This is a genomic window from Eikenella sp. NML120348, from assembly GCF_001648435.1.
GTDB lineage: Bacteria > Pseudomonadota > Gammaproteobacteria > Burkholderiales > Neisseriaceae > Eikenella > Eikenella exigua.
Window position 1 is genome coordinate 32,545 of record NZ_LXSP01000002.1, and the last position, 15,214, is coordinate 47,758.

13 protein-coding genes are annotated in these 15,214 nt (G+C 60.7%); 7 read left to right on the plus strand and 6 right to left on the minus strand.

The window, feature by feature from the left end:
* The first annotated feature begins 196 nt into the window (after positions 1–196).
* The 3 genes from A7P99_RS03385 (at position 197) to A7P99_RS03395 (ending at position 3,263) form a co-directional block, all read left to right on the plus strand.
* Positions 197–1,744: a polyamine aminopropyltransferase gene (locus tag A7P99_RS03385; RefSeq protein ID WP_255361748.1), complete on the plus strand. Its 1,548-nt coding sequence runs from the start codon at positions 197–199 to the stop codon at positions 1,742–1,744.
* Between the two features lie 256 nt (positions 1,745–2,000).
* Positions 2,001–2,966: a DnaJ C-terminal domain-containing protein gene (locus A7P99_RS03390; protein ID WP_067686488.1), complete on the plus strand. Its 966-nt coding sequence runs from the start codon at positions 2,001–2,003 to the stop codon at positions 2,964–2,966.
* A 3-nt stretch (positions 2,967–2,969) separates the two neighbouring features.
* Positions 2,970–3,263 (plus strand): chaperone modulator CbpM, encoded by a 294-nt coding sequence (locus A7P99_RS03395; RefSeq protein ID WP_023887636.1) that lies wholly within the window; start codon positions 2,970–2,972, stop codon positions 3,261–3,263.
* 50 nt (positions 3,264–3,313) lie between these two features.
* Here the strand turns inward: A7P99_RS03395 and glnE are convergent, their stop codons facing one another.
* From glnE to A7P99_RS03410, 3 genes are all read right to left on the minus strand, one after another.
* Positions 3,314–5,998: a bifunctional [glutamate--ammonia ligase]-adenylyl-L-tyrosine phosphorylase/[glutamate--ammonia-ligase] adenylyltransferase gene (gene glnE / locus A7P99_RS03400; protein ID WP_067686491.1), complete on the minus strand. Its 2,685-nt coding sequence runs from the start codon at positions 5,996–5,998 to the stop codon at positions 3,314–3,316.
* 122 nt (positions 5,999–6,120) lie between these two features.
* Positions 6,121–6,570: an EVE domain-containing protein gene (locus tag A7P99_RS03405; protein WP_067448379.1), complete on the minus strand. Its 450-nt coding sequence runs from the start codon at positions 6,568–6,570 to the stop codon at positions 6,121–6,123.
* Between the two features lie 65 nt (positions 6,571–6,635).
* Positions 6,636–6,989: a hypothetical protein gene (locus tag A7P99_RS03410; protein WP_067448377.1), complete on the minus strand. Its 354-nt coding sequence runs from the start codon at positions 6,987–6,989 to the stop codon at positions 6,636–6,638.
* 261 nt (positions 6,990–7,250) lie between these two features.
* On the opposite strand from A7P99_RS03410, the gene A7P99_RS03415 reads away from it, so the two are divergent.
* Positions 7,251–7,649, plus strand: coding sequence for a VOC family protein (locus A7P99_RS03415; protein WP_067528070.1), 399 nt, complete (start codon positions 7,251–7,253; stop codon positions 7,647–7,649).
* A 210-nt stretch (positions 7,650–7,859) separates the two neighbouring features.
* Here the strand turns inward: A7P99_RS03415 and A7P99_RS03420 are convergent, their stop codons facing one another.
* The 3 genes from A7P99_RS03420 to A7P99_RS03430 all read right to left on the minus strand — a co-directional run bounded on the left by A7P99_RS03420 (position 7,860) and on the right by A7P99_RS03430 (position 11,801).
* Positions 7,860–9,887: a site-specific recombinase gene (locus tag A7P99_RS03420; protein ID WP_067448373.1), complete on the minus strand. Its 2,028-nt coding sequence runs from the start codon at positions 9,885–9,887 to the stop codon at positions 7,860–7,862.
* A gap of 346 nt (positions 9,888–10,233) precedes the next feature.
* Positions 10,234–11,151 (minus strand): permease-like cell division protein FtsX, encoded by a 918-nt coding sequence (ftsX, locus tag A7P99_RS03425; RefSeq protein ID WP_067528068.1) that lies wholly within the window; start codon positions 11,149–11,151, stop codon positions 10,234–10,236.
* Positions 11,148–11,801, minus strand: a complete 654-nt coding sequence (locus A7P99_RS03430; protein WP_003823759.1) for a cell division ATP-binding protein FtsE — start codon at positions 11,799–11,801, stop codon at positions 11,148–11,150. Before A7P99_RS03430 ends, ftsX begins: the two co-directional genes overlap by 4 nt.
* A gap of 181 nt (positions 11,802–11,982) precedes the next feature.
* Between A7P99_RS03430 and A7P99_RS03435 the strand changes: the two genes are divergently transcribed.
* From A7P99_RS03435 to A7P99_RS03445, 3 genes are read left to right on the plus strand one after another with little or no spacing between them, the layout of a single operon-like run.
* Positions 11,983–12,486, plus strand: coding sequence for an adenylyltransferase/cytidyltransferase family protein (locus tag A7P99_RS03435; protein ID WP_067448369.1), 504 nt, complete (start codon positions 11,983–11,985; stop codon positions 12,484–12,486).
* Complete coding sequence (locus A7P99_RS03440) at positions 12,483–14,213, plus strand: biotin--[acetyl-CoA-carboxylase] ligase (RefSeq protein ID WP_067448367.1); 1,731 nt, start codon at positions 12,483–12,485, stop codon at positions 14,211–14,213. Before A7P99_RS03435 ends, A7P99_RS03440 begins: the two co-directional genes overlap by 4 nt.
* Complete coding sequence (locus A7P99_RS03445) at positions 14,210–15,001, plus strand: SPOR domain-containing protein (RefSeq protein ID WP_067448365.1); 792 nt, start codon at positions 14,210–14,212, stop codon at positions 14,999–15,001. Before A7P99_RS03440 ends, A7P99_RS03445 begins: the two co-directional genes overlap by 4 nt.
* Positions 15,002–15,214 lie beyond the last annotated feature (213 nt).

Consider the following 15,214-nt stretch of genomic DNA (forward strand, 5'->3'; position numbering starts at 1 on the left):
CAGGGTGGGAAGAGAAGCCGCGGCGGCGGTAGCTGAAACAATTATTTTTTACCAGGCAGGCTGGCGCAGTGGGAAGAAATAAGTGTTTCAGCTATATTTATGATGCGACTGATTATGCCACACAAAAGCCCGTTGTTCATCCAGCATCTCCAGCATCTACTGCCTGCTATATAATTCGGCACATAATCAAAGCTACCTGAAAGCGTCAGCTTCAATGAAGTTAAAAATTAAACCCGACCGCACCCTAATCATCTCCGTCTTCATCGTGGCCAGCTGTGGGCTGGCCTATGAACTCATCATTGCCGCACTGGCCAGCTATTTGCTGGGCGACAGCATTCTGCAGTTTTCCTCCATCATCGGCCTCTATCTCTTCGCCATGGGCATCGGCGCGCACCTCACCAAATACATCCGCGATGAAGACGCACTTTCACGCTTTATCGAAATCGAATTACTGGTGGGCATCATCGGCGGGGTGTCGGCCTTGGTGTTGTTTGTGGTTTTCGGGCTGGCTGCCGCGCCGTTCCGCACGCTACTGTATGCGCTGGTGCTGGTGGTGGGCATCGTGGTGGGTATGGAAATCCCGCTGGTGATGCGCGTGCTGAACCGGCGGCAGGCCGATTTTAAAGACCTGGTGGCCAAAGTGCTCACCTTCGACTACCTGGGCGCGCTGGCCGTGTCGCTACTGTTCCCGCTGGTGCTGGCGCCCCGGCTGGGTATGGCGCGTTCCGCCCTGCTGTTCGGTTTGCTCAACGCCGCCGTGGCCGTGCTCACCGCGCGCGCCTTTAAAGCAGAGCTGCCGCGCTACCGCGCCATCCAGCTGCGCGGCGGCATCGTGCTGGCTTGCCTGCTGGCCGTCTTCGCCGCCGCCAACCGCATCACCTTTCTGGCCGAGCAAAGCTATTTCGGCGACCCGGTGGTGTACGAAAGCCATTCGCCCTACCAACGCCTGGTAATCACCAAATGGCACGACGACCTACGCCTCTACATCAACGGCAACCTGCAATTTTCCTCGCGCGACGAAGCCCGCTACCACGAAGCCCTCGTGCTGCCCGCCATGCAGATGGTGGGCGGGCAGGCGCAAAACGTGCTGATTCTGGGCGGCGGCGACGGCCTGGCCGCGCGCGAAGTGCTGAAATACCCGCAAGTGAAGAGCATCACCCTGGTCGACCTCGACCCGCAAATGACCAGCACCTTCCGCACCTCCGCCGAATTAAGCCGCCTCAACGCCGGCTCGCTCGCCAGCCCCAAAGTGCGCGTGGTGAACGACGACGCCGCCAAATGGCTGGAACAGGCGCAGGAAAAGTTCAACGTCATCATCATCGACCTGCCCGACCCCTCCAACTTCTCGCTGGGCAAGCTCTATTCCGTGCCCATGTATCGGCTGGTGGCGCGGCATCTCGCGCCCGGCGGCAAAATTGTGGTGCAATCCACCTCGCCTTATTTCGCCCCGAATGCTTATTGGTCGGTGGTGGCCACGCTGGAGGCCGCCGGGCTCGCCACCGCGCCCTATCATGTGTATGTGCCTTCTTTCGGCGAATGGGGCTTTGTGCTGGCCGCCCGCGAGCCCGATTTCCCCGTGCCCGCACAATTCAGCGTGCCCACCCGCTTTCTAAACGCCGACACCGCCGCCGAAATGTTCCGCTTCCCGCCCGACATGGCACGCCGCGATGTGCAGCCAAACTATCTGAACACACAGATTCTGGTGCATTATTTCGAGCAGGATTGGCGCAATGTGATGCGCTGAGAAAAGGCTACCTGAAACTTTCAGGTAGCCTTTCCCAACCGCTCAAACAAAACGGCCTGATTAAGTATACCTTTATCGAGCGAATGCGGGATTTGCCTGCTGCAAACCGTGTATTGATTTCCCTATGTCCAGCCCCACCTGTTCTTTGTATTTGCAGCCGCAACACCTCTGCCCTACGGCTTTCAGCAAGCCCTAGCCTCGCGTTCAGCTCAAGAGGTGCCTCCTAATTTTATCCATTCCACAAAATATCCAACATATGAGTGCCAACCAGAAAACCTACTACGACATCCTCGGCGTAGCCAAAGATGCCAGCCTGGCCGACATCAAAAAGGCCTACCGCAAGCTGGTGCGCCAATACCATCCCGACATCAGCAAAGACTCCGATGCCGACCAAAAAACCAGCGAAATCAACCTCGCCTACAACACCCTGAAAGACGAGGCCAAACGCGCCGAATACGATGAAATGCTGGCCAACCCCTTCGGCCGCGCCGGCAGTGCCCACGGCGGCGCGGGCGGTTTCGACCCCGGCCAAGACTTCGGGCAATACTACCACTTCGACAGCAGCCGCTTCGGTGAAGGCCAGCCCTTCGGCAGCGGTGACTTCCGCTTTGACGACATCTTCTCCGCCTTCGGCCACGCCGGTGCAGGCCGCCAGCGCCAAACCGGCCCCCTTCCCGGCGAAGACCAGCACGCCGAGCTGGCGATCGACCTCGCCGCAGCCTACACCGGCGGCGAACGCTCGCTCAGCCTAGATATGCCCACCATCGGCGCGGGCGGCCAAATGGCCTACGAACGCAAAACCCTGCAGGTGAAAATCCCCAAAGGCATCAGCGAAGGCCAGCAAATCCGACTGCGCGGCCAAGGCCTGCCCGGCTTCAACGGCGGCGCAAACGGCGACCTCTATTTAAAAATCCGCTTCCGCGAAAGCGACACGCTGTATGTGAAAAACCGCAAAGACGTGTACCAGCGCATCGATGTGATGCCCTGGGTGGCCGCGCTCGGCGGCAAAACCGCTATCGACACGCCCGCCGGCAAACTCAACATCAATATTCCCGCCAACAGCCGCAGCGGCCAAAACCTGCGCCTCAAAGGCAAAGGCATTCCCGCCAAAGAAGCCGGCGACCTCTACCTCATCATCAACATCACTCTGCCGGAAACCATGAGCGAAGCCGACCGTGCAGTCTGGCAGCAGCTGGCCGAGCATTACGGCGTGAAAGGATAAACCATGAACCGCGAACAAGATATTCAGCTCACCTTCAACGAAATTGTGCGCGCCTGCGACGGCGATGCCGATTGGGTGGTCAACGTAATCGAGGAAGAAATCATTTCCGTGCAGGGCAGCCCGCGCGAGGCCGGTTTCAGCGGCTGGCAGCTCGCCCGTATCCGCCGCGCCCGCCGCATCAGCCGCGACTTCGAAGCCAGTGTGCCCGCCACTGCGCTAATCCTGCAACTGCTGGATGAACTGGAAACTCTGCGTAAAGGCCGTTTGGAGGATTCAAACCGAGCTTTGCCGCTGTAATGTCGCTAAGTAAAAAGGCTACCTGAAACTTTCAGGTAGCCTTTTTCGTTTTAGCGAATCTCTTCGCCGAACACTTCGCGCCACAGTGCGACCACTTGTTCGTAGTGTTTGCGCAGGGTGTCGTCCACTTGCACCGCGCCCGCGCCGTGCAGCTGCTGGCGGTGTTGCACTTGGCGGTAGTGGCGGTAGGCGGCGGCGGTGCGCGCGGCGGCATCTTGGCTGAGCAGGCCGCGGCGGGCGGCCATATTGAGCAGGGCGATGTTGCCGTAGTTTTCCAGTAGCTCAGGATACTGCCGGGCATGGAGCAGCACGAAGAATTGCACGATGAATTCCACGTCCACCACGCCGCCGCGGGCGTATTTCACGTTGTCTTCGCGGGCGGGGTGGGTGGGCAGCATTTTGCTGCGCATTTGGGCGATTTCCTGCCGCAGCGGGTTTGCTTCGCGCGGTAGGCTGAGGATTTGGCGGCGGACGGTTTCAAACTTGCGCCCCACTTCGGGGCTGCCGGTCACGAAACGGGCGCGGCTGAGGGCTTGGTGCTCCCAAATCCAGGCGTTTTCGTGCTGGTATTTGGCGAAGGCTTCGAGGCTGTGGGCTTGGAAGCCGCTGTCGCCGTTGGGGCGCAGGCGCAGGTCGGTTTGGTAGAGGCTGCCGGCGCCGGTGCTGCCGGAGAGCCAGGTGGTGAGACGGCGGGCATATTTGCTGTAGATGTCGGCGGCTTCGGGCGCGCTGTCGTCATACAGATACACCAAATCCAAATCGGAGCCGTAGGCCAGCTCTTTGCCGCCGAGCTTGCCGTAGCCGATGATGGCGAAGCGGGGGATGGAGCGGTGGGTTTTGGGCATGGCCTGCCACACCTGCCACATGGTGTGTTCGAGCAGGATGTCGGCCAGGTAGGAGAGCTGGTCGCTCAGGGCTTCGAGCGGCCAGCGGCCGGCCAAATCCTGCACGGCCAGGCGGAAGGTTTGGGCGTGTTTGAAGCGGCGCAGCACGTCCATTTTGGCTTCGGGGTCGCCGGCGGTTTGGAGGCTACCTGAAAGTGCGCCGATGAATTGCGACCAGTTGGGGTGTTCCATTAATTGTGCCGACAATAATTCGTCCAGCAGCACGGGGTGTTGCTGCAAATATTCGGCCAGCCAGGGGCTTTGCGCCATGAGTTCGGCCACTTGGGCGAGCGCGGCGGGGTATTCCTGCAAAAAGGCGAGGTAGGCGGAGCGGCGGCTGATGCTGTCGAGAAAGTCGAGCAGGCGCGGCAGGGCGGCTTCGGGGCGGCTGCTTTCGGCGGCGGCAGCCACTACGCGCGGCAGCACGGCGTCGAAACGCTGCTGGGCGCGGGCAGACAAATGCCGGTAGCGGCTGCTGCTGCGGATGTGCGCCAGCCGCTCGGCGGCTTCGGCTGCGTTGGCAAAGCCCAAGTCGGCCAGCTGCGCCGCCCATTCGGCGGCTTCGGCGTCGTCTTGCCACAGCCCGGCCAGCGGCTGTTCGGCTTCGCTGTCGTTCTCTTCGGGGCTGCTTAAGGTTTGGTTGAATTGGGTGCTTACCTGGGCGCGTTGTGCGTTGAGGCTACCTGAAAATTCTTCGTAATCGGCAAAGCCCATGCTTTCGGCCAACAGCTGCTGCTGTTCGGGGTTTTCAGGTAGCGTTTGGGTTTGCTGGTCGTCCCAGTATTGCAGGCGGTGTTCGAGGCGGCGCAGGAAGCGGTAGGCTTCGAGCAGCTGGGCGGCAGCTTCGGGCGCGAGGATGCCGGCTTCGGCCAGTGCGGCCAGCGTTTCCTGCGTGCCTTTGAGCTGGAGGCTGCGGTTTTGCCCGCCGCGAATCATCTGGAATACCTGCGCGATAAATTCCACCTCGCGGATGCCGCCAGCGCCGAGCTTGATGTTGCCGGCCATGCCTTTTTTGCTCACTTCACTGCGGATTTGGCGGTGCAGCCCGCGCAGGGCTTCGTAGGCGCCGTAGTCCAGATATTTGCGGAACACGAAAGGCTGCACCACGCTGCGGATGCCGTTGGCGTGCGGCGTGACCACGCGGCCTTTGCACCAGGCATAACGCTCCCACTCGCGCCCCTGCGCCACCAAATACTGCTCCAGCGCGGTTTCGCTCAACACCAGCGCGCCGCTGTCGCCGTCGGGGCGCAGGCGCATATCGATGCGGAACACTTGGCCGTCGGCGGTGATGTCGTTCAACAGCGCAATCAGCTTCTGCCCCACCTTGGTGAAAAACTCCTGATTGCTGCGGCTGCGCCGCCCGTCGGTTTCGCCCGATTCGGGATAGACAAAAATCAAATCCAAATCAGACGATACGTTTAATTCAAACCCGCCCGCCTTGCCCATGGCCACCACGCTCAAATGCTGCGCCGCGCCGCTATAGCGGCCGATGGGCGTGCCGTAGAGCGCGGTGTAGTGCGCTTCGGCAAAAGCGAGCGCGGTGTTCACCGCAAAATCGGCCAAATGCGTGATGGAAGCCGTTACCTCCGAAAGCTCGGCCGCGCCGCACAAATCGCGCACCATAATCTGCGCCAGCACATAACGGCGCAACAGCCGCAACTGGCGCGCCAATTCGGCCTCATCCGCCGCTGCCGCGATGTCTGCCCACGGCGCGAAGCCGGCCAAATCCTGCGGCTGCAAAGGCTGCGCGAGCATAGGCTGCAAACGTGCAACATCGATTTGCCCGCCATCCAGCTGGCGCGACAGCCAAAGGGAAAAACGGCGGGCGTGGGCAATCATATCGGCAGGCATGGGGATTCCTTGTGTGCGGAGGGTATAAATCAAACGGGCAGATTATAGGCTACCTGAAGCTTTCAGGTAGCCTTAGATTGAGTAGATTAAGAATGGAGGGGCAGATTCGGCATGGCTGCCCGCTAAAACAGGCTTTCCTGCCGGGCGTTGGTTTCCGGTGTTTCGGGCTGCGCCAGCATATAGGCGCGCACGAAGTTGAAGAAGTCTTCGCTGATTTCAAAATGGCCATAGCGCAGCCGGGCGGCATATTTTTTCCATTCCGGATGCGTGCGGATAAGCGCTATCGGACATTCGCGCCGGGTTTCGGCATAGGCCACGTTGCGGCGGAAGGGGATAAAGCTTGCGCTCATCTGAAACGGGTAGGCCTGGTCGTCGGTAATCTGCCCGAGAGCGGTGAAGGCTTGCAGTTTGTCGTGGCCGTCCAAGCGGATTTTCGGGCTGTAGTAGAGCAGCCAGTCGCCGCGTTGCATACGGTTGAGCGGCGCGGCTTTGCCGTGGCACACTTGGCAAAAGCCACCTGCCACGCCGCGCAGGACGTGCTCTTTGGAAACCGTGCCGATCCAGTATTTCATGGGTGTCCTTTTTCAGATGGGTTTCAGGTAGCCCTTAGGCTGTTGGCAGAAGGCTACCTGAAAATTTATTTTGACGGTTTGGGTAGGAATACCGATAACACGAAAGCCGCCGCCGCGCCGCAACACAAAAATATCCAGTCATCAGCCGAACCAAAAATGCCGAACATGACGGCCTGACAGATGACCGACAGTAGGGCGCCTGCTGCCGTAACGGCAGCGATGCCGGGCAGGTTGCGCTTCAGGCGCAGCAGCATAGACAAGAGGCCGGTGAGGAAGGCGGGAATGCCGCCTACCGGGTAGCTGAATAGAGTGGCAATAGGAATCAGCCGGAAAGCCTGCTGTGAATTGGGGTCGGATAGGCCGATCAGCAATAACACCGCGCCCAAGGGCGGGCCGAACAGGCTGCAAACAATCAGCACCCGCCCCGAATACGGCGGTTGGAGGCGGAATTATTGAGATGATCTTGTTTGGGCTCTTCTAACATAATTTCCTCGGCAGGCTACCTGAAAGCGCAGCTTCAACGCAGTTAAAACCGCGTGCGTGCATTCCGCACACACCCTTATCCATGCGGGCTACGCTTGCTGAAATGATGTTTGGGCGCAGGTCGGATTCTTGAATCCGCCATTCCCAATCGATTAAAATCACTAAATAGTTTTCCACCCTAGCAAAAGGAGTTTACCATGCCCCAACTGCAAAGCGCCCTATCGCATGTTTCCCTCGGCACGAATCAATTCGAGCAGGCCGCTGCCTTTTATGATGCCGTGCTCGCCCCGTTGGGCATCCGCCGCGTGCTGGATTTGAGCGAACACCGCGCCATCGCCTATGGTCGCGCCTTCCCTGAATTCTGGATTCAGGCACCGCACGACGGGCAGCCCGCGCAAACCGCCAACGGCGTGCACATCGCCTTTTTGGCAGAAAACAACGCACAAGTGGACGCCTTCTACGCTGCCGCCCTCGCCCACGGCGCGAGGCCCGACGGCGCGCCCGGCAAACGCCCGCACTACGGCGACGCCTACTATGGCTGCTTCGTGCGCGATTTGGACGGGCACAAAATCGAAGCAATGGCTTGGAACGAATAGATTCGGCGGAGAGAGAGTCTACCTGAAATTTTCAGGTAGCCTTTTTCCCCTCGGCAGTAAGCATAGGTCGGATACTGGTTATCCGGCAAACCTGCAACGCTGCCATTATTACCCGTTATCGCCATGCCTGAAATGTCGGGTTCAAGAATCCGACTTGCGGCTGCTTCGTCCAAACCTTTTTCAGGTAGCCTTTCCCTGCCCGCCATGCCGCTATTTGCTCGGCGCAGCGGGCTTTTTCTCGGCTTCGGGCGTGTCGCTGGGCGGGAAGAACAGGCTTTTGGGTTTTTGTTTCACCAGCGAGATGGTGCTGCCGATGATTTGCAGCGGGTTGTCCAGCACGGCGTCGCGCGAGCGCAGGGCCACCCACAGGGTGATGGAGAAGCTCACCAGCAGGTTCACCGCGCCGATGAGCAGCACCATCAATAAATGGGCGGCGAAGGAGAAGAAGCCGATGTCGCCGCTCACGGCGGCGTAGCCCAGGTTGGCGGAGGAGAAGGCAACGTGGCGGATGTCGAGCGGCAGGCCGGTGAGATGGCCGAGGTAGCCGGTCATGCCGAGGAGCCAGCCGAAACAGAAGTTACCCATGATGGCGCCGTAGTGGTTGTGGATGTAATCGGCCAAACGCTGCCGCCAGGCGGCGGGCAGGATGCGTTTGAGCAGGGGGTGTTCGCGCAGGCGCAGTTTGAGGTTGAGGTAGTCGGCGCGGTTGTCGAAGAAGCCGGCGATGATGCCGGAGCAAAACAGCCACACGCCGGCGATGGCGGCAAACAAGAGCGCGGGGGTGCTGAACACGGCGAGGGATTTGAGCTGGTAGGCGGTGGTGGCTGTATCCAGCAGGGGGCTGCCGAAATGGTGGGCGAAGGCGTGGCTGATGAAAACGGCAAGCAGCACAGACACGATGACGTTGCCAAACACGGCCACGCCCTGCGAGCGGATTACGTCAATCAATAACTGGGCGAGCTTCTGGTTCACAGCGCGGCCGCTGCTGCTGCGTTCCACGGCTTGGGCGAAGCGGGCAGCGGTCATGGCGGGCTGTTTGGTGGCCACGGTGAAGTGCAGCATGTGGATGAACACGAAGCCGATGCCGTAGTTGAGGCTGGCGAGCACGGCGTGGTAGAGGTGGCCGCCGGGCAGGCTGCCGATGTGGATTTTGAGCAGTGCCATCAGGGCGATGAGCACGCCGCCGCCGGCTGCGGAGCGCAGCATGCCCCAGTATTCGCTGCGGTTGCGGGTGATGTAGTGTTCACCGTGGCGGCTGGAGTTTTGGCTGATGCTGCGGGCGAGCATTTTCACGTTGCTGCGCCACAGGGGCATGATGCGCCGCTGCGCCACCACGGCCACGGCGATTTCGTTGGCTAGAAGCAGGGTGCGCAAAAGGCTTTGGGTGCGGGTGCGCGCGGCAAACAGCGCCATGAGCCGTTCCATGCGGGTGAGGGTTTGCTGGAGGCGTTGCAACAGGTGCGCCACGGCCATGGAGGAGCCGGCACCGGCACCGGTGCCTTTGCGTTGCAGGCGTTCGATGAGGGTGCGGCATTGCGCTAGCATCACGTCTAAATGGCCGGCATCATAGGTGGTGCGGGAGCCGGGCTGGCGGCTGCGTTGGAAGTCGAGCCAGTCGGACACTTCGCGCATCAGGCTGACGAAGGGCGAATCCACATCGAGCAATCTGGGCTCGAGACGGATGAGGTCGTGATCGAGGTCTTCGGCGGCCACCCATATGGAGAGCATTTCCACGGCATACAGGCTTTCGTCGCGCAGGTGGCGGCCGCACATTTCGCGAACGGCGGGCTCGGTTTGCCGTTGGATGGTGCTGAGGAGGCGCAGCCAGGCGGAAAGCGGGATGGCGGCGAGCCATTCGCCGTCGTTGCTGCCGCAAAACAGCAGCGCGAGCACGTCGCGCAGGTCGTTGCAGTCTTTGTAGGCGGGATTGATGTGCTCGTAGAGGCGGTGGCGGAATTCGTGGCCGAAGCCGGAGCGAGAGAAGATGCCGATGGTGATCAGGGTGGGATACACGCGCACGCTGGAGAGCCAGCGGCACAACAGGGTGGCGATGGTTTTGCCTTCGCCGCCCTCTTGCCGCAAATGGCGGCACAAGATGCCTAAGCACACCGGCGCACCCGCCGCGCCGCCCTGCCGCAGCCAAGTCACCACTGCCTGCAACACGCGCAACGCATTGCCTTCGGCGGCGGCACGGCTGATGGTTTCAGGTAGCGTGTGTTGGGGTTTGCGTGTGAACATGGGCTTCCTTTTTGTTGCTCTGGCCAGAGTCGGCAGCGGATGTGCGAAAAACTGCGGCCACCTTTTCAGGTAGCCTCACGAAAAAAGGGGGAGCGATTGTAACAGATTGCCGTTTGGGGCAAAAAGGGCGGGCTGGGAAGTGGGAAGATATAGGGTGGGCTGAAGATTGATTGGCAAAGGGTTTCCGGTTTTCAGGTAGCCTCATGGCATGATTAAAGGCTACCTGAAACTTTATGCCAAAGGGGCTGCGGTTTATCGGAGCCTTTGGTTTTTCAGGTAGCCTTTATCGGTATGGCATCAGGCTACCTGAAAAATGGTTTTAGGGCTTTCAGGTAGCCTTTGGCTGTTAATGACTCTTGGCTTTGAATTCCTGCAAATGCCGGCTGCCGGCCAGCCAGGCGCCGGCCATGCCCAGGCCGCACACCACGGCGATAATCACGGCCATTTCCCAACCGTGGAAGAAGCGCCAGTCTAAGTTCAGGCCGTAGGGGCTGAAAATACGGTCTACCAGCGGGCGGGTACTGCGCATCAGCCAGCTGCACAGCACCAGGCTCAAGGCGGAAGACAGCACGCCCTGCCATAAGGCCTGATAGAGGAAGGGGCGGCGGATGAAGGAAGCGGGCGCGCCCAACAGCTTGGTGATTTCGATTTCTTCGCGCCGGCTGAGAATTTGCAGGCGGCTGGTGTTATACGCCACCAACACCAGCGCCGCGCCCAGCGTGATCACTAAGAAGCGGAACACCTGATGCACGAATTCGTTGATTTGGAACAGGGTTTGCATCCATTCGGCATCCATCTGCACGCTCTCGGCCTTGGGCAGCGCGGCCAAATCGGCCCGCAGGGCGGTTTGCTCTTCGGGGGTGGCGCCGTCTTTGGGCGTGATCACGAAGGCATCGGGCAGCGGGTTGGCATCGAGCATCGACACCAAATCCTGCCCCTGAAACGCCTGCTGCAGCTCGGCCATGCCCTGTTGTTTGCTCACGTATTCGGCTTTTTCGATGCGGCTGTCTTCCGCCAGCTTGGCGCGGATGGCGGCGATGTCGGCCTCGGCGGCTTCGGGCGTGAGGTAGATCGTCATCTGCGGGGCTTGGTTGAGCCGGCCGAGCACTTCAGTGCTGCTTTGCACGCCCAAATAGAGCATCAGCGGCAAGGTCATAGCGGCGGCCAGCATCAGCAGCACCATCAATGTGCCCAAGGGCTGGCGCACGAGGCGGGCAAAGGCCTGGCAGGCGGCTTCCAAATGCAGAGATAGATAGTGTTTCATGCGGCAAACCTGCCTTCCTGCAAACGCAAAATGCGGTGGCCGTAGTCGGCCATCAGGGTTTCGTCGTGGGCGGCCACGATGACGGTAGTGCCGGCTTCGTGGAAGGTTTTGAAGAGTTCCATGATATCGAGCGCGTAGGCGCGGTCGAGGTTGGCGGAGGGCTCGTCGGCAATCAAGAGGCCGGGCTGGTGCACCACGGCACGGGCAATGCACAGGCGCTGCTGCTCGCCGCCGGACAGGGTAATCGGATCGGCCGTTTCACGCCCGCCCAAGCCCACTTTTTCAATGGCGATGCGGGCGCGTTTTTCGGCAGTTGCGCGGTCGTAGCCGATGATGCGCAGCGGCAGCAATACGTTTTGCAGCACGTTGCGGTCGAACAGGATTTTGTGGTCTTGAAACACCAGGCCGATGTGCTGGCGCAGATAGCCCAGGCGGCTGTCGTTGAGCGTGCCGAGGTCTTGGTTGTTCATCCACACTTTGCCGGAGGTGGGCTTGGTGATGCCGGCAATCAGCTTGAGCACGGTGGATTTGCCCGCGCCGGAATGCCCGGCCACGAAAATCATCTCGCCTTTGCTGATTTTGAAGCTGACGTTTTGCAGGGCGTGGAAGCCGCCGGGATAGGTTTTGGAAACTTGTTCGAAACGGATCATGATGTGAGGTTTGGAGTGAATGGGTTTCAGGTAGCCTTTTGGAAAACGCCGTTTGAGGCTACCTGAAACGGGGGCTACCTGAAAACAGCCTGCAGATTATACGGCAATTCCCGCCCGCCCAACACCAAGCGGCGGCGCAGAAATGGTATCATCCGCGCTTTATTATCTTGGAAGAGCTGCCATGACTGCCTGGCCCACCCCCGATTTCGAACGCAAAATCTGCCCGCCCGAAGCGCTGGCCGAGAAATTGGCCGAGCTGCCGCGCCCATTGGTGTTCACCAACGGCTGCTTCGACATCCTGCACCGCGGCCACGTTACCTACCTCGCCCAAGCCCGAGCGCTTGGCGCGGTGATGGTGCTCGCGCTCAATACCGACGCTTCCGTGCGCCGGCTGGGCAAAGGCAGCGACCGCCCCATCAACCCGCTGGCCAACCGCGCCGCCGTGGCTGCTTCGCTGGCGAGCGTGGATTTGGTTACCTGGTTCGACAGCGATACCCCGGCCGAACTCATCGAATTGGTGCGCCCCGATATCTTGGTGAAAGGCGGCGACTGGCTACCTGAAAACATCGTTGGCGCCGCCGAAACCCTGGCGCGCGGCGGCAAAGTGTATTCCATCCCCTTCCTGCACCAAACCTCCACCACCCAAACCCTGGCCAAAATCCGTGCCGTGGGGCAAGGCTCATGATGCAGGCCGTACACTGGCAGCTGCTGGCCACCTTGGCAGATGGCCAACCGCACCACGTTACCGAGTTGGCGCGCCGCGTAGGCCGCAAGCCGCCGCAGCTCAACGCGCTCTGGCAGCAAGTGCCGCCACACATCCGCGGCTTACTGCGCCAGCAAGACGGCCGCTGGCGGTTGGTGCGCCCCCTGGCGATTTTGGACAATGCCTTTTTGCAACAGCAGGCCGCAACCGCCGGCTGGCAGGCCGAACTGTTGCACGAACACCCCTCCAGCAACAGCTACCTCATCGCTCAAGCCAAAGCAGGCAGCCCTATCCACCGCCGCATCGCGTTTGTACACGATCAAACCCAAGGCCGCGGCCGCCAGGGGCGCAGTTGGCAGAGCCGCATCGGCGAATGCCTGATGTTCAGCGCCGGCTGGTGCTTTTCCCGCCCGCCGGCCGAACTAGGCGGCCTCACGCTCGCCGCTGTGCTGGCCTGCTGTCGCGTGCTGCGCGATTTGGGCGTGCCCGCGCAGATTAAATGGCCGAATGATTTGGTCATCGGCGGTGAAAAGCTTGGCGGCATCCTCACCGAAACCGTGCGCTGCAACGGCCAAACCGCTGTCGTGATCGGCATTGGCATCAATTTCGTGCAGCCCAAAGCCGTGGCCGATGCAGAAGCCGTGCAGGGCAGCGCGCCCCACATCGCCGTGAGCCGTCTCACCGAACGCCTGCTGCCCGAGCTGGCGAGCACTTTCGAGCAGTTCGACCGCGAAGGCCTCACCCCCTTCCTCTCGGGTTACCATGCCTGCCACCGCGACCAAAACCAGCCCGTGCGCCTGCTGCGCGATGGGCAAAACCTGCTGCAAGGCACGGCCTTGGGTGTGGATGAGGGCGGTGCGTTGCGGATTCGCGATGCCGAAGGCACGGAGCATCATGTGGTGAGCGGCGAAATCAGCTTGCGCCCGCTGCACAATCAAAATGCCGTAGTACCCGATGACAAGCAAAGCAAAATACTGCTGCTCGATGCCGGTAACAGCAAGCTCAAATGGGCATGGGTGGAAAACGGCCGCATCACGGCGGCAGATAAAGCCGCCTATTGGAATCTCGAGCCGCTCGCCCACAGCTGGCGGCAGCACGGCGGCGAACACGTGCGCATCATCGGCTCGGCAGTGTGCGGCGAAGCCAAACAACAGGCCGTGACCGAACAGCTCGGCCGCAAGCCGGAGTGGCTCGGCTCGATGCCGCAGGCCTTGGGCATCCGCAACCACTACCGCCGCGTGAACGAACACGGTGCCGACCGCTGGTTCAACATCCTCGGCAGCCGCCTCTTCACCGAGCACGCCTGCGTGGTGGTGAGCTGCGGCACTGCCGTAACCATCGACGCCCTCACCGCCGACAATCATTACTTGGGCGGCAGCATCATGCCCGGCTTCAACCTGATGAAAGAGGCGATGGCGCAACACACAGCCAACCTCAACCGCCCCGCTGGCCGCGCCTACCCCTTCGGCACCACCACCGCCAACGCCATGGCCGGCGGCATGCTCGATGCCATATGCGGCGCGGTTTTGTTGATGCACACCCGCCTGCAGCAGAAACACCCTGGCCAAACCGTGGCCGTGATTATCACCGGCGGCGGTGCCGCCAAAGTAAAACAAGGGCTACCTGAACAATTTGCTTTGGACAACCCCATTCAAATTGTGGATAATCTTGTGCTTCACGGATTACTCAACTGGGCTGCACAAACATGAAGTGGCTGTTTGCTGTTTTGGTGGCATTAAACATCATCGTCTTCGGCGGGATGCTGGTAACGCGCATGGCGCAACAACAGCAGCCCGCGCCTGTTGTGCAGCCACAACAGCCGCAGCCCACCACCGTAGTGGTGCACGCCGCGCCCGCCCAGCACGCTGCACCGCAGCAAACGGCCACACCCGTGCTGCCGGTGGATGCCAACCGCCCCCGTACTGCACCTGCTGCCCCCGGACGCTCCAACACCCCGGCCAAACCCGCCGGCGAAGCCCAGCCCAAGCCCACCCCCGAAAGCGGTATCCGCGCACCCAACACCGCCTGCACCGCCGTGGCCGTGTTGCCGGAAGACGACTACCACCGCATTAAAGGCCTGCTCGCCCGCTGGCCGCACGCTGCCACCCGCGTAGTGGAGCGCCGCCGCGATTCCGGCCGACCCCAGCGCGGCAGCGAACGCTACCAAGTGAGTGTAACCATTGAAGGTGACGTGCAGGAATTCACCGCCAAAGTGCGTTCGCAGGGTTTCCGTAACGCCAGCGTCGCCGGCGGCCGCATGAGCCTCGGCTCGTTTAGCAGCGAACAGCAGGCCGAGCAAACCGCCGCCAGAGCCCGCCAAGCCGGCCTCAATCCGCAAATCATCCGTACCGGTTCAAGCGGCGGCGAACAATCTGCCGAATTGGGCGAATCCAAAATGCAGATAACGTTTATGAACGTAGACGATAACGCTGCCGCCGGTATCAGCAGCGTTATCAGCCGCTACTCCCACCTACGCCGTGCCCCTTGTCGTAGATAAACGATTTGAGCGAATAAGCAAAAGGCTACCTGAAATTTCAGGTAGCCTTTAAGCATATTGGCAACCAGGGCGGCATAGATACGCAAATCAGACCCATAAAGCTCAAACGAACAATGCGAGTTGCTGCGAAGCTAAATTCAAAAGGCGCGAAACTTAAAATATTGGCCTAACAATGCTGAGCTGCAATAGCTGCGCGGTAAAGCAACATTGCCC

Coding starts and splice junctions, on each gene's coding strand:
- A7P99_RS03430 (WP_003823759.1), bottom strand. CDS start 11,801: ATGATCCGTTTCGAACAAGTTTCCAAAACCTATCCCGGCGGCTTCCAC.
- A7P99_RS03420 (WP_067448373.1), bottom strand. CDS start 9,887: ATGTTCACACGCAAACCCCAACACACGCTACCTGAAACCATCAGCCGT.
- A7P99_RS03445 (WP_067448365.1), top strand. CDS start 14,210: ATGAAGTGGCTGTTTGCTGTTTTGGTGGCATTAAACATCATCGTCTTC.
- A7P99_RS03405 (WP_067448379.1), bottom strand. CDS start 6,570: ATGAAATACTGGATCGGCACGGTTTCCAAAGAGCACGTCCTGCGCGGC.
- A7P99_RS03440 (WP_067448367.1), top strand. CDS start 12,483: ATGATGCAGGCCGTACACTGGCAGCTGCTGGCCACCTTGGCAGATGGC.
- A7P99_RS03415 (WP_067528070.1), top strand. CDS start 7,251: ATGCCCCAACTGCAAAGCGCCCTATCGCATGTTTCCCTCGGCACGAAT.
- glnE (WP_067686491.1), bottom strand. CDS start 5,998: ATGCCTGCCGATATGATTGCCCACGCCCGCCGTTTTTCCCTTTGGCTG.
- A7P99_RS03435 (WP_067448369.1), top strand. CDS start 11,983: ATGACTGCCTGGCCCACCCCCGATTTCGAACGCAAAATCTGCCCGCCC.
- A7P99_RS03390 (WP_067686488.1), top strand. CDS start 2,001: ATGAGTGCCAACCAGAAAACCTACTACGACATCCTCGGCGTAGCCAAA.
- A7P99_RS03395 (WP_023887636.1), top strand. CDS start 2,970: ATGAACCGCGAACAAGATATTCAGCTCACCTTCAACGAAATTGTGCGC.
- ftsX (WP_067528068.1), bottom strand. CDS start 11,151: ATGAAACACTATCTATCTCTGCATTTGGAAGCCGCCTGCCAGGCCTTT.